Consider the following 14,142-nt stretch of genomic DNA (forward strand, 5'->3'; position numbering starts at 1 on the left):
TAGATCATCAATTAAATGTGTTTGGTATAAGCCGCCAGCTCTCATCAACACAGCGTCAAACTATGCACCGTAGCGTGAGTTGAGTATTTGATACCCTCGGGTAAAAGAACGCGACAACAACCTTAGAGCCCAATATATCCCTTTAAACAGCATGACCTTTACGGTGGTTGTCTATCAAACTCTCCTCCTCCAGAAAAATACTAGCTCACAAATTTTTATCTACAAATGGCCTCAACTGATCTCAACTATCATGTTAGAATTTTATTTTTATCGACATAGAGAGTGAGAGCGATATTGGTGAATTCTGATTATCAAAAAGTGTTAAATGAGATTGCGGCACAGGTGCAGCCATTACTTTCTCAAGGAAAGGTCGCTGATTATATTCCTGCTCTAGCTGAGGTTGATGCAGAGCAATTTTCAATTGCTATTTATACCACCAATGGCCAGACATTCTGCGCTGGAGATTGCTCTAAGCGCTTTACGATACAATCAGTATCAAAGGTAATGACACTAACACTGGCGCTACAACGTTATGGTGATGAGCTGTGGCATCGTGTGGGTAAAGAGCCATCAGGGACTGCTTTTAACTCTCTTACGCAGCTTGAGTTTGAAAAAGGCTTACCACGTAACCCGTTTATTAATGCAGGGGCTATTGTTACTTGTGATGCTTTATACAGCCGTTTATCGGCACCTATGCATTCCATGCTTGAAACGTTTCGTGCTTTGTCAGGAAATGACACCATAGTTATTGATAAGAAAGTTGCTAACTCTGAGTATGAATTTCGCCACCGTAATGCTGCGATGGGTCATTTAATGAAGTCGTTTGGCAATTTTCATAATGAAGTTGATGACGTGTTGTGGGCGTACTTTAATTTTTGTGCGATTGAACTTAACTGCGTGGAACTTGCAAAAGCTTATAACTTTCTTGCAAATAAAGGGGTTGATAATATCTCTGGTAAAGAAGTTCTTTCAAGTTTGCAAAACAAACAATTGAATTCGTTACTCTTTACTAGTGGTCTATATGATGCTGCGGGAGATTTTGGCTATCGAGTTGGTATGCCAGGAAAGTCTGGGGTATCAGGTACAATTTTAGCTGTATTACCTAATAAATTTACCGTTGCTGTGTGGTCGCCTGGGTTAAATAGCTTTGGTAATTCTGTGGCAGGAATAGCAGCTCTGGAGCTGCTATCTAAAAAGCTCGATATTTCTATATTCTAGTCACAAGTTTACTGTTCCCAGTAAACTTGCTCTAGGCAATCTTCTCGCTCTGGCAAGCCGCGTGACAAGCGAGGAGAGTGTTGCACTAATACTTCATAGCTGGCACGGTTAGCATACTTACTAATTTGCGCTAGCGATGAATATGTCATGGCGGGCTGCTGGTGTTTAGCTGAGTTACCCACATTAAGCTTATGATACACATTTGCTGATAAATCATGAAGTACGGCAGCTAGTGCACAATCACCGGCACCATTGGTATTTTTAATACTATCAGGACCGCCCATAAATGGGGCTGTGTGGCTGTAAGCTCGCATTGGATTTTCACAGTCAATTTTGCGCATCGCGCGTGAAAATTCATAGCGATTGAAATCTGCTATTGCACCTGGTAAAAGTGGGTATTCAGTTTCTCGCTTGAACTTATCGTCAACGTGGCCGGCCATAAATAGGCCTTTTTCTCCTGCTGTACAAATAACGAGATCAACCCAGTCAAGGGCTTTATCAGCAGCAAGAAGTGGATCTTCAAATCCGGTGATCGCAAAGCCTTCTTCTTCATTCATGGCAAGAATATCAACATGTTCAGCAACAAAGTTAGCCCACCAAGTTGGATCTTGTTCAATTAAGAATTTTGTACCAAGGGTTAGCACTACTGGTACGTCAGCGTCGTTTGCGTATTTAACCGCTTGCATGGTAGCTTCGGTCATTGTTTCGCTACCTTGAGTACGCATTAAGTATGCGCTGATAACAAGAGCTGATGAGTTTTCTATTAGCTCTTTATCGATAGATTCAGGTCGTAAGTGATTCATCAATCCTGCACTGATTGCAAAGGTACGCTCACCGCTGTCATCAATTAAAGTGAAACAGCGACCGATTGGACCATCAACAGGTTGCAAGTAATCAAGATCGACGCGACTTGAGGTGTTACAAAGGAAGCGATAGGCATAACTACCAATCTTAATGTTTTCGCTCATGACACCCAGTAGTACTGAGCGGTCATCAGCAAGCACTGAATAGTTGTGCATAGTGTTACCAATTGTACCGCCGGCAAACTCATAATCGATCATGTCGTTGAGCTTTAAGCGGTCATAAAGTGCATTGGTGATTTCACTATCAATTACTTGCGACATACCTCGGCGCAGCTGAAACTCATCGAGGAAAGCTTGATCAACTTTTGCTTCGATATCAACTACAATTTGATCGATACCTGTGATGTAGCTGCGCTGCAACTTATCACTGGCGTTGAGTTGATTCGTTAGTGGATCTTTGGCTTCCACCGGAAAATAATGTTTATGCCTGCGGCGTCCAGGAAATTTCATTTGCTACCCGTGTGTTGTGAGCTAAATAAAAAAAGCGGGAGATTATAGCGCAAATCACACAGGCTGAGCCATGGTTAAGCGGTTTTAATTTGTTTTATTTTTGTCATTAATCAGCTTGGTAGTCATTTTTGTGTTCTAAGTGAGTATAATAAAACAATAATTAGTGAAAGATTAAATAAAATGAACGAGCAATTTAGTGATCAGTATTGGATGGAAAAAGCGTTAGAGTACGCAAAAGAGGCCGAAAAGCTCAATGAAATCCCTGTTGGAGCTGTACTTGTTAAAGGTAACGAACTCATTGGGGCTGGTTATAACCGTTCGATCACTGATAATGATCCCTCTGCTCATGCTGAAATGATTGCAATACGTGAAGCAGGTAAGGCACTTCAGAATTACCGCTTAATTGATTGCACGCTTTATGTAACGTTAGAGCCTTGTTCAATGTGTGCTGGGCTTTTGGTACATAGCCGAATAAAACGACTGGTGTTTGGGGCCTTTGATGCGAAAACAGGATCTGCGGGTTCCATTATGAACTTATTGCAAGAACCTAAATTAAATCATCAAGTAGAGGTAACCGCAGGGATATTAGCTGATAGGTGTGGAGACACTATCTCCGTGTTCTTCAAACGCCGCCGTCAGGAGATTAAAGCGCTAAAGCAAGCAAAGCGAGAGCAGCAATCCTAACTTGAAGGTGTTGAGTCACTTAGCTCTGACATTTGCTGCATTGCGAACATACGGCGTCGCCAAATAACTTTTTTATGCAAATTGCGCAGCATAATTCTACGGCGGGTCGCGGTTGAAAAAATAACGTTACGTTTAAATGAATGTGTACGCCTACGCTTAAGCATGTTTTCTCCTAAATACGTGAGAGTGAGAAATAGTTAATTTAGATAACTTATTGATAGCACACATTAGTGATCAATTGATGACAAGTAAATAGATATTTTACCTGTTTTAGTGTTATTACTGGTTTGTTTGATTTTGGCTGTCTGTTTTGTCAGTTGATTTAACCTTGTCGTCTTCTGTAGGGGGCTGTTGCTCAGTTACAGAGGGCGGTTCCATATCGCTGTTCGCTTTAGTCGGTTCAGGTTCACTAATAGCATCATTTTCATCAAGCCAGACTAGAGCGTCATAGTAACGACGAATGTTATCAACGTATTTCACGGCGACATCACCACGAGAATAACCATATTTAGTTTTACGGTAATAACGTTTTTTGATTAATAGAGGCAAACGTTTTTTCACATCAGCCCATTTATCGGGGCTGGCACCTTGTTGTTGTGTAATAATACGTGCGTCGTTCACATGGCCCCAACCAATATTATAAGATGCTAGCGCAAGCCAAGTTCTATCGGGTTGTGGAACACGCTCAGGAATACGTTTAACTAGCTTTTCTAAATACTCAGCTCCCCCTTTAATATTTTGCTCTGGCGCTAATCGGTTTGTAACTCCAACTTGTTTTGCTGTATTGCGAGTAAGCATCATTATCCCACGTACGCCTGTGGGAGACTTTGCTTTTGGGTTCCACATTGACTCTTGGTAACTTAACGCAGCAAGTAAGCGCCAATCCAAACTGCCGGCATACTGTTCAAACCAAGGTTGGTATTTAGGTAAAGTCTCTTTTATTGCTTCAATATAGGCAAGGGTGTTTACATAATTGAATTGACGAACATGACCGAAGTACTTTTCTTCGAGCACATAAAGCTGGTTATTTTGTTTTACATCGCCAAAAAAAGGCACCATCAGCGCATATAAGGAGTCATCGCCGTCTTTTCGCATTAGCCAAGCAATAGGGTCGTTGCGAGTAACGGAAAAGCCAATACTTAAATTTGGGTGGTAGCGACGAAATAGCGATAAGGTGTGCGAATCGGCGAGTGTATAATCAATCTCACCATCAATCACAGCTTGTAATAATTCTTCTTCATCAAGGTCTTCGGTTTCATGCCACTTTAAATTAGGATTAGTTTGTTTTAACTGTTGCAGGGTTAATGAGTGACTACTTTTAGCTAGAACGGTTAAATTACCTGTTAAGTCATCAAAGTCTCTTGGGCGAATTCGACCTTGCTTATATACAAGTTTTTGGCTGATCGTGCGATAAGTTGGTCCGAACCGATAGCGCTGAGCACGAGTTTTATCGTAAGTTAAACCTGAAGCAATTAAATCTAAATCGCCATTATCTAGTCGAGAAAACATGTCAGATAAATTAAAAAACGGCACCATTACAAGCTCAACACCTAAGTGATCGGCGAACTCTTGTGCTAATTCATACTCAAAGCCTTGCTCGCCTTGAACTGCCTGATAATAGTTGCTTGCACCAGCTAAAGTACCAACCCTTATTTTATTCTGTGTTTTTATTTGGCTTAACTGAGATTCTTGCTGTTGCATATCACAGGCACACAAAAGCATTACTAACGTAATGATTGTTATTAGCTTTTGTTTAATCATAATGCGCCCCTTATATCCAATAGTACTCTTATAACAAAACTTTAACCGGTCGTCACTTGGCGATTAGTTTTATAGTGTTTATTCATGTTCATAGATATAAGAAAAGATAATTTTACGAAAAGCGTAATTTTGAGTTAAATCTAAGCGCTATTTGCACTATAATAGCCACCTAAAATATCGTTCAATCCCTAACCCCGGATGAAAATACCTATGTTGATCCTTCGTGGTGCACCAGCACTTTCCGATTTTAGAGTTCAGAAAATTTTAGCCCGTTGCCAACAGGCGCAACTTCCAGTCACTAATGTATACGCTGAGTATGCACACTTTGCAGATCTAACCGCACAGCTGTCAAGTGACGAGCAAACTAAGCTTGAGAAGTTACTTACCTACGGCCCAACGATTGCAGAACATACACCCGCAGGCACTTTGGTGTTAGTAACGCCACGCCCTGGCACTATCTCGCCATGGGCTTCAAAAGCAACGGATATTGCGCACAACTGTGGTTTAACGCAAGTTCACCGTGTAGAGCGTGGTATTGCTTACTATGTTGAAGGTGATTTGAACGCTGAGCAAGTTGCTCAAGTTGCGGCACTGCTGCACGACCGTATGACTGAAGCAACGCATAGCTCGCTTGATGCTGCGGCTCAATTATTCCGCACTGATGCACCTAGTGAAATGTCATCTGTTGACATTTTAGGTGGTGGTCGTGAAGCACTTGTCAATGCAAACGTTGAGCAAGGTTTTGCATTAGCGGATGACGAAATTGACTACTTGGTAGAAAACTTCCAAAAGTTAGGGCGTAACCCGAACGACATCGAATTATTTATGTTTGCACAAGCAAACTCAGAGCATTGTCGTCATAAAATATTTAATGCTGATTGGACAATTGATGGTGTAGAACAGCCTAAATCATTGTTCAAAATGATTAAAAATACCTACGAGAAAAACCCTGAAAATGTGTTATCAGCTTATAAAGATAACGCAGCAGTAATGACGGGCTCAAAAGCAGGCCGCTTCTTCCCCAATGCTGAAGGTGAATACGCTTACCATCAAGAAAACATTGAAATCTTGATGAAAGTTGAAACCCATAACCACCCAACTGCAATTGCGCCATTCTCTGGTGCTGCTACTGGTTCTGGCGGTGAAATTCGTGATGAAGGTGCAACAGGTCGTGGTTCTAAGCCAAAAGCTGGTTTAGTTGGTTTTACCGTATCTAACTTACGTATCCCTGGTTATGAACAACCTTGGGAAACTGATTTTGGTAAGCCTGCTCGTATTGTTAATGCCCTTGATATTATGACTGAAGGCCCATTAGGTGGTGCTGCATTTAATAACGAATTTGGTCGTCCAAATTTAGTTGGTTATTTCCGTACTTATGAAGAGCAAGTAACCAGCCATAATGGATTTGAAGTACGTGGTTACCACAAGCCAATTATGCTTGCCGGTGGTTTAGGTAATATTCGTACCGACCATGTGCAAAAAGGGGATATTCCAGTTGGTGCTAAGTTAATCGCTTTAGGTGGCCCAGCGATGAACATTGGTTTAGGTGGCGGCGCTGCTTCATCAATGGCATCTGGTCAATCTAACGAAGATTTAGACTTTGCTTCAGTACAACGTGAAAACCCAGAAATGGAACGTCGTTGCCAAGAGGTTATCGATAAATGCTGGCAACTAGGTGACGCTAACCCAATTGCGTTTATCCACGATGTGGGTGCTGGCGGTTTATCAAATGCTTTCCCTGAGCTTGTTAATGATGGTGGCCGTGGTGGTAAATTCCAACTACGCGATATTCCAAATGATGAGCCAGGCATGGCACCACACGAAATTTGGTGTAATGAATCTCAAGAACGTTATGTACTTGCTGTAGCTACTGAAGATTTTGACCGTTTTGAAGCAATTTGTAAGCGCGAACGTGCGCAGTACGCTGTCATCGGTGAAGCGACAGAAGAGCGCCACTTAACGGTTGCTGATAGTCACTTTGACAACAATCCAGTTGATTTACCGCTTGATGTGTTACTAGGTAAAGCGCCTAAAATGCACCGTGAAGCGAATACGCAAAAGGCAGTGAGCGAAGCGCTTGATACGAGCAAAATTGATTTGGCAGAAGCTGCAACTCGTTTATTGCGTCTGCCAACAATTGCAGAAAAAACCTTCTTAATTACCATCGGTGACCGCTCTGTAACAGGTCTTGTTGCGCGTGACCAGATGGTTGGTCCTTGGCAAGTACCTGTTGCTAACTGTGCAGTTACAGCTGCAACTTACGATACTTACCACGGTGAAGCAATGTCGCTCGGTGAGCGTACACCTGCAGCGCTTCTAAACTATGGCGCATCGGCACGATTAGCTGTGGCTGAGTCATTAACCAACATTGCGTGTGCTAATATTGGTGGTCTTGAGAATATTAAGTTATCAGCAAACTGGATGGCTGCAGCAGGTCACCCTGGTGAAGATGCGGGCCTTTATGAAGCAGTTAAAGCTGTTGGCGAAGAGCTTTGCCCTGCGCTAGGCTTAACTATTCCAGTGGGTAAAGACTCAATGTCGATGAAAACTCAGTGGGATGAAAATGGCGAGCAGAAATCAGTTACGGCGCCGCTATCTTTGATCATCACTGCGTTTGGTCGCGTTGATGATGTACGTAAAACTGTGACTCCACAATTACGTACTGATAAAGGTGAAACATCACTAATCTTAGTTGACTTAGGTGCGGGTAAAAACCGCATGGGCGCATCAAGCTTAGCGCAAGTTTATAAGCAACTTGGTGATGTAACCCCAGATGTTGATAGCCCTGAATTATTAAAAGGCTTCTACAATGCAATGCAAGCACTTGTCGCTGACAATAAGTTACTTGCTTATCATGACCGATCAGACGGTGGCTTATTTACCACAGTTGCTGAAATGGCATTTGCGGGTCATACCGGTGTAACTGTAGATCTTGATGGTTTAACGGGCTCTGATATCGAAGCACTTTATAACGAAGAGCTCGGTGCTGTTATCCAAGTTGCTAATAGCGATTTAGTGGCTGTGAATGCGGTATTTGCTGAGCACGGTATTGCTGCTATCAGCCATGAAATTGGTACACTTAATAACGATGATACTGTGGTATTTAATCGCGAAGGTAACACAGTGCTGAGTAATACACGCACTGAGCTCCGTACTATTTGGGCTGAGACAACCTATCAAATGCAAGCGCGTCGTGATAACCCAGACTGTGCTAAGCAAGAGTTTGATGCCAAATTTGATGCAAAAGACCCTGGTCTGAACGTTAAACTCAACTTTGACTTAAACGAAGATGTTGCAGCACCGTACATTGCCACTGGCGCTAAGCCTAAAATGGCTATCTTGCGTGAGCAAGGTGTTAACTCACACCTAGAAATGGCTGCGGCGTTTAACCGTGCCGGTTTTGCTGCGGTTGATGTGCACATGAGCGATATTCTTGGAGGGCGCTTAAGCCTTGAAGAATTTAAAGGCTTAGTAGCATGTGGTGGCTTCTCTTACGGTGACGTATTAGGTGCAGGTGAAGGTTGGGCTAAATCAATTTTATTTAATGATATGGCTCGTGACCAATTCCAAAGCTTCTTTGAACGTTCAGATTCATTTAGTTTAGGTGTATGTAATGGTTGTCAGATGTTATCAACATTGAAAGAGTTGATCCCTGGTACTGAGCATTGGCCACGTTTTGTGACCAATAAATCAGAGCGCTTTGAAGCACGCTTTAGTTTAGTTGAAGTACAAGAGAGTCCATCTGTATTCTTCAAAGGTATGGCGGGTTCTCGTATGCCTATCGCGGTTTCTCACGGTGAAGGCCATGCAGAGTTTGCCAATGATGCAGCCATTAAAGCGGCACTTGATTCAGGCACTGTCGCGGTTAAGTTTGTTGATAACCACGGTAACCCAACAACCCAGTACCCTAATAACCCGAATGGTTCGCCTGAAGGTATTACCGGTATTACATCGGCGGATGGTCGTGCAACAGTTATGATGCCACACCCTGAACGTGTATTCCGTGCAGTAGCTAACTCTTGGCACCCAGATGAGTGGCGCGAAGATAGCCCCTGGATGCGTATGTTCCGCAATGCGCGTAAAAATGTAGGTTAATATACACATTAGATTCAGAATCTAGTTGTAAAATAAAAGGCTGCATTGTGCAGCCTTTTTTGTCTACACTGTTCAAGATTCAAGATTCAAGATTCAAGATTCAAGATTCAAGATTCAAGATTCAAGGTTCAAGGTTCAAGGTTCAAGGTTCAAGGTTCAAGTTAAGGATAGTATGATCAAACGCATTGCATGGGGAATCGTGTTTTTATTACTGAGTGTTTTAACACTGGGTTATGTATTTCGTATGTCTATAACTCAATGGGCTATAGCCCCCTCTTTGAGTCAATCTGGCGTTGAGTTACATTGTTTAGATTGGTCACTAAATTCAAATGTTAGCTTAAACGTATCGCGAGTATGTCTGACTTACCAAGGCCATCAAATTGAGCTTGGCGGTATTGTGGTTGATACAAAAAAAGTAACCGTTGGTCGTGCTAACCTTCGTTTAAATGATAGCGAGAGCGATTCATCAAGTAATGACCCCTTCAAAAAGCTGGCACTTAACTTACCCAAAGGGCGGCCTAAAATTGAGATCAAAAGGCTGTTAATTACCCACCCACAACTTCATGATGAACTGGCGGTTAGCGTTGTTGAAGAAAAGCTAAATACATTTGTGATTTCAGGTGATGTTACAGCCGAGGTAGCGGTCAACAATCATAAAGTTACTGGCCGTTTTAATCTAACTGATGGATTACTAACAAAGATAAAACCTATACCCGCGCTTACACTAAACAGTGAGCATGCATTCACCTTTGACGGATTATCTGTTGATATAAAATCAAGTATAGATACTGAGTTTAGTCAAGAGTTTAGTCAATGCCCTGTGATGCTAAATGCTTTTGGTGATGTAAATACTCACTACCATTTAAATGATAGGAAAGCGTCGTTAAATGCGCAGCAATTAACGAGTTGGGTAACGTTTGACAGTGACTGTTTGGCGCTAGTAAATAATCCAGCACAGCGTGAATTTATAGCTAAGCAGCTACCTTTAAAGTGGCAAATCATGCTGAGTGATACAGTGAAGTTTGAAAATGAACAACTTGTTATGCCGTCAATGTTATTTAACGCTAAAAATAGTGACGCGAAGCTCAGCCTGACCAACCTAGCAATCAATATTCAGCAGCCATTAGAGCAAGTCAAAGGCGATATTAAGCTGTTGTTTATCAGTGAAGACATTGAACATATAGCAGTAAATGCAGCTTTGAATAACTTGGCTATAAATGGGGATTACCAATTAAGCGTTGATGAACTCCCTGGTTTTTTACCTGCATCAGCTCAAAAGTTAACAAGCACAGGTCAATTTAAAATAGCGAATGTTTTACAACTTCAGCAAAATGCGAATATAACCAGCGAGATTGCTTTTGCTGAGCTTAAGTTTGATAAATTAACAGCAAAGGATTACAAGGCACAGTTTACGACTGAACTTGATGATAAACAAAATATAAACGCAAGTTTAAATAGCCAATTACGCTCAGTTACTTATGATCAATATCAACTGCTTGGTGTAAAGAATCAATTATCAGCATCTTCTAGTTTGGCTGTTGGCGAATTATTTGTGGATTTAAACAGTGAAACTAAACTTACTCAATTTAACAGTGATTTTTTAAACCTGAGTAATATTCGCATAAGCTCAAAAGGCCTGCCAAGTCGGGCATTGCAAGCCTCACATCATGTATTTATTGATGGTATCGAATTGGTAGCTAGTCACAATGTATCTGCTGTGGAGCATCCATTTGAGATAATAATTGCAGAGCAAGCGGTGACTAAACTTAACCCTGTTTTACAGCAGTTTGAGCCACTAGCAACGCTGACCGACGGTAGCTTTAATGGCGTTGTTCGCGGAGATGTGAATTTGCAGCAGGCAGACTTTATATTACAAGTAGAGCAGCTAAGTGGCTTATACAACGATTATTTAGCGAAGCACTTTAGCAGCCACCTAACCGGTAGTTACGATTCAGGTCAGCTTAATGTGGCTCCCACTACATTTGAACTAAACGAGTTACGTGCAGGTGCTGTTGTGAGTAACGTGGCAGGTAATCTAAGCGTTGATAACTCAGTTGCACGCGCTTATCAAATAAGTGGTGATGTGTTAGATGGTCGCTTTACTTTGGATAGCTACAGAGTGACTAAAGAAGCTCAGCAGTCTCTGGTCACATTTGAAAATATTGATGCCAGTAAATTAATAACCTTAGATGATAAATCAGGTATTACATTAACTGGTAGAGTGAATGGGCGTTTACCTGTTTACTTGGATCAACAAGGTGTTTCAGTAAGGTCGGGTGAGTTATCAAACCAAGGGACAGGTAAACTAATTATTACTGATAACGCTGCTTTTGATGCAGTTAAAGCACAGCAACAAGAGCTGAGCCCTATTTTAAGCTTATTGGAAGACTTAGACATTCAAGGTTTAAAAAGCAGTGTCGATTTAAAGCCAGATGGTTGGCTATATTTAGGTGTTAATCTAAAAGGTTACAATGAGGCGCAAGCGCAGCAGGTTAACTTTAATTACAACCATGAAGAAAATGTATTTACACTCTTAAGAGCACTACGCTTAAGTGATGAGATTACTCAAAAAGTTGAACAAGAGTATTCAACAAAAGGAACTAAAAATGACTAAATGGCTGGTAATACTTACAGCGCTGGGGTTACTTAGTGCATGTACGCACCGTGTTGAAGTGGCGGCGAAAGAGCCTATCACCATTAACTTAAATGTTAAGGTTGATCATGAAATTCGAGTGAAAGTTGATAAAGAGCTGGATGATCTATTTGGCGATGACAGTGAATTATTCTAAGGAGCAATTATGAGTTTATTAAAAAATAAAAAGTTAAATGTGGTCACACTTTTAAGTGCCGTTTTCTTGTCATTTTCTGCTTGGGCACTCACGTTAGATGATGCAAAAAATCAAGGGCTTGTTGGTGAAGACAGCTCAGGTTATTTAGGTTTGGTCGTACAAAATGCAGAGGCGAAAGCGGTTGTTGATGAAATTAACGCTAAGCGTAAAGCACAGTATTTAAAACTTGCGAAAAAGAACAATTTGTCACTTGCTCAAGTAGAAGCGCTGGCAGCAGCGAAAACCATAGAAAAAACCCAAGAAGGGCACTTTGTTGAAGTAAATGGTGAGTGGGTTAAAAAATAAACTCAGCGCATTACTCAAGGGCATTAAAAACCGAGCTTACATGCTCGGTTTTTTACAGTTCTCTAATAAGGCTTGCCAAAAATCGATGCCTTTACGGCGTGCTAAATTGATATTGTGTTCAGGGATTGACTCTGGCTCATTATATTCATCTAACGCCGCGCTCATGCTTGCTTCACGTATTAAATGCAACGTGGGGAAAGGAGCTCGGTTAGTATAATTAGCGGCATCGCTTTCATCGCTATCAGCGAATACATAATCAGGGTGAAAATTCGCTATTTGGTATTTACCTTCAAATCCCTGTGCAACGAGTAAAGCATTAGCTAAATCTACTAAATCTAAAAACTCTTCAAAATCACTAAAGCCTTGTTCAAACATGATAAGTGCTGTTTCACGTTCAGCTAAGCAATTAAGTTGATTGCACTGTTCAAGCATTTCCATTACCGCATCATCGATGCTAATACTTTGGCTGGTAAAATAATGAATACAGTTATTCTCGACCTCTTTACGAGCAAACGGGCAGAAGTTGTATTTGACGATAACATTTGAGACCCACTGACGAGTTTGTAGTTCTGCTAACGTGACGGTTTGATTGTTCATGATTTAATATACTGATTAATTATGGTGAGTGTATTTGCAATAGCGCCTTGGTTACTCATTAGGCATTTATTGGCCTGTATACCGAGTGCTTCACATAATTGAGGTTTGTTTGCATATAAGCAAAGTTGTTTATAGAGTTCGTCGCTACTTTTAACTTGTATGCAGCCGCCAAGTGCTATTAACTCTGGGTAAACATGGTTAAAATTATAGGTATGCGGGCCGGCTATTGCTCCAACAGAAAATGCAGCTGCTTCGAGCGGGTTATGACCACCACGCTCAATTAAACTGCCTCCAATATAACTTACTTTAGCCATCCCGTAGAGGCACTGTAATTCACCTAAGGTATCCGCTAATAATACTTGCTCATTAGCATAATTACCTTCGCTCCTGCGGCTAAATGTAAGAGAGGAGTCAGTTAATAGGTCGGCAACTTTATTAAATTGTTCTGGATGGCGTGGAGCAATAACCAATAATGCATCAGGGAACTGTGTTAGTAAATGTGAGTGAACTTGTAAAATTAGCCCATGCTCAATTGGGTGAGTAGAGCCTGCGACCCAGATAAAGCGTTGCTGATTATAAAGTGCCTTCAATTCAGACACTTTTTCAAGTTGCTCTGTGTTTGATTGAATATCAAATTTAATTGAGCCAGTTACGACTACTTTATCAGGCGTTAAGCCGAGCTCAATAAAGCGCTGTGCATCTTGTTGGTTATGACTTGCAAGGCGTGTTATTGAGCTCATTATTACTCGGGTTAGTGGCTTTATTTTATTATAACCTTGCTGTGATTTTGCCGATAAACGCGCGTTTAATACTAATACTGGAATATCTTTATTTAGGCACTGCGCCATTAAGTTTGGCCAAAGTTCAGTTTCTAAAATACACAGTGCTTGCGGTTGTATATTCTTTAAAAAACGGGCTGTTGCCAATGGTAAGTCAAGTGGCAAGTAAAGTGCTTGTACGGAGTCTTTAAAGTTATTTTTTATCTGCTCACGACCTGTAGGAGTATTACAGGTGATAATAATTGCTAACTCTGGGTGCTGCGATTGTAGTTGCTTTATTAAAGGTGTCGCAGCAAGCACTTCACCCACCGAGGCACAGTGAATGAGCAAAGGAGAAGCCTTGTTAGCTTTTACAAACCCAAAGCGCTCAGTAAATTGATGGCGATAGGCCTGATTTTTTTTACCCCTTATTGCATATAGATAAAAAATAATTAGTGGGCTTAATAGATAAAGAATAAGCGAATAACAAAAGCGTGCCATTTTTAAGCCTCAAATAATAAAGGGTCATAATAACGTGGATACCTAATAAGCTAAATATGAAATTGTTAAAAAGCGTTATTT

At 41.2% G+C, this 14,142-nt stretch carries 11 protein-coding genes; 6 read left to right on the top strand and 5 right to left on the bottom strand.

The window, feature by feature from the left end; all coding sequences use genetic code 11:
• Positions 1–294 precede the first annotated feature (294 nt).
• On the top strand, positions 295–1,218 hold the full coding sequence (gene glsB / locus B5G52_RS14990) for a glutaminase B (protein ID WP_087533454.1): 924 nt from the start codon (positions 295–297) through the stop codon (positions 1,216–1,218).
• An 8-nt stretch (positions 1,219–1,226) separates the two neighbouring features.
• Here glsB and B5G52_RS14995 read toward each other — a convergent pair whose 3' ends face one another.
• On the bottom strand, positions 1,227–2,531 hold the full coding sequence (locus tag B5G52_RS14995; protein ID WP_087533455.1) for an inosine/guanosine kinase: 1,305 nt from the start codon (positions 2,529–2,531) through the stop codon (positions 1,227–1,229).
• A 180-nt stretch (positions 2,532–2,711) separates the two neighbouring features.
• Between B5G52_RS14995 and tadA the strand changes: the two genes are divergently transcribed.
• Positions 2,712–3,215, top strand: a complete 504-nt coding sequence (gene tadA / locus B5G52_RS15000) for a tRNA adenosine(34) deaminase TadA (protein WP_087533456.1) — start codon at positions 2,712–2,714, stop codon at positions 3,213–3,215.
• Here the strand turns inward: tadA and B5G52_RS22085 are convergent.
• Entirely contained in the window at positions 3,212–3,379 is a 168-nt protein-coding gene (locus B5G52_RS22085) for a hypothetical protein (protein ID WP_176372560.1), read from the bottom strand. The genes tadA and B5G52_RS22085 overlap by 4 nt on opposite strands.
• A 115-nt stretch (positions 3,380–3,494) precedes the next feature.
• Positions 3,495–4,976, bottom strand: coding sequence for a membrane-bound lytic murein transglycosylase MltF (mltF, locus tag B5G52_RS15005; protein WP_087533457.1), 1,482 nt, complete (start codon positions 4,974–4,976; stop codon positions 3,495–3,497).
• Positions 4,977–5,186: 210 nt separating this feature from the next.
• Here mltF and purL point away from each other — a divergent pair, with 210 nt between their 5' ends.
• The 4 genes from purL to B5G52_RS15025 all read left to right on the top strand — a co-directional run bounded on the left by purL (position 5,187) and on the right by B5G52_RS15025 (position 12,205).
• The gene (gene purL, locus B5G52_RS15010; protein ID WP_087533542.1) at positions 5,187–9,071 is read left to right on the top strand and encodes a phosphoribosylformylglycinamidine synthase; all 3,885 of its coding nucleotides are present in this window, start codon (positions 5,187–5,189) and stop codon (positions 9,069–9,071) included.
• Between the two features lie 172 nt (positions 9,072–9,243).
• Positions 9,244–11,685, top strand: a complete 2,442-nt coding sequence (locus B5G52_RS15015; RefSeq protein ID WP_087533458.1) for a YdbH domain-containing protein — start codon at positions 9,244–9,246, stop codon at positions 11,683–11,685.
• On the top strand, positions 11,678–11,860 hold the full coding sequence (locus tag B5G52_RS15020; protein ID WP_087533459.1) for a YnbE family lipoprotein: 183 nt from the start codon (positions 11,678–11,680) through the stop codon (positions 11,858–11,860). The genes B5G52_RS15015 and B5G52_RS15020 overlap by 8 nt, the downstream gene beginning before the upstream one ends.
• 9 nt (positions 11,861–11,869) lie before the next feature.
• Entirely contained in the window at positions 11,870–12,205 is a 336-nt protein-coding gene (locus B5G52_RS15025; protein ID WP_087533460.1) for a YdbL family protein, read from the top strand.
• A gap of 36 nt (positions 12,206–12,241) precedes the next feature.
• Here B5G52_RS15025 and B5G52_RS15030 read toward each other — a convergent pair whose 3' ends face one another.
• Positions 12,242–12,802 carry a DUF1415 domain-containing protein gene (locus B5G52_RS15030; RefSeq protein WP_087533461.1) on the bottom strand — a complete coding sequence of 187 codons (561 nt, stop codon included), beginning with the start codon at positions 12,800–12,802 and terminating at the stop codon, positions 12,242–12,244.
• Entirely contained in the window at positions 12,799–14,061 is a 1,263-nt protein-coding gene (gene waaA, locus B5G52_RS15035; protein WP_087533462.1) for a lipid IV(A) 3-deoxy-D-manno-octulosonic acid transferase, read from the bottom strand. Before waaA ends, B5G52_RS15030 begins: the two co-directional genes overlap by 4 nt.
• Between the last annotated feature and the right edge of the window lie 81 nt (positions 14,062–14,142).

It is taken from the genome of Pseudoalteromonas sp. A601 (assembly GCF_002165575.1).
In the GTDB taxonomy this organism is placed as follows: domain Bacteria; phylum Pseudomonadota; class Gammaproteobacteria; order Enterobacterales; family Alteromonadaceae; genus Pseudoalteromonas.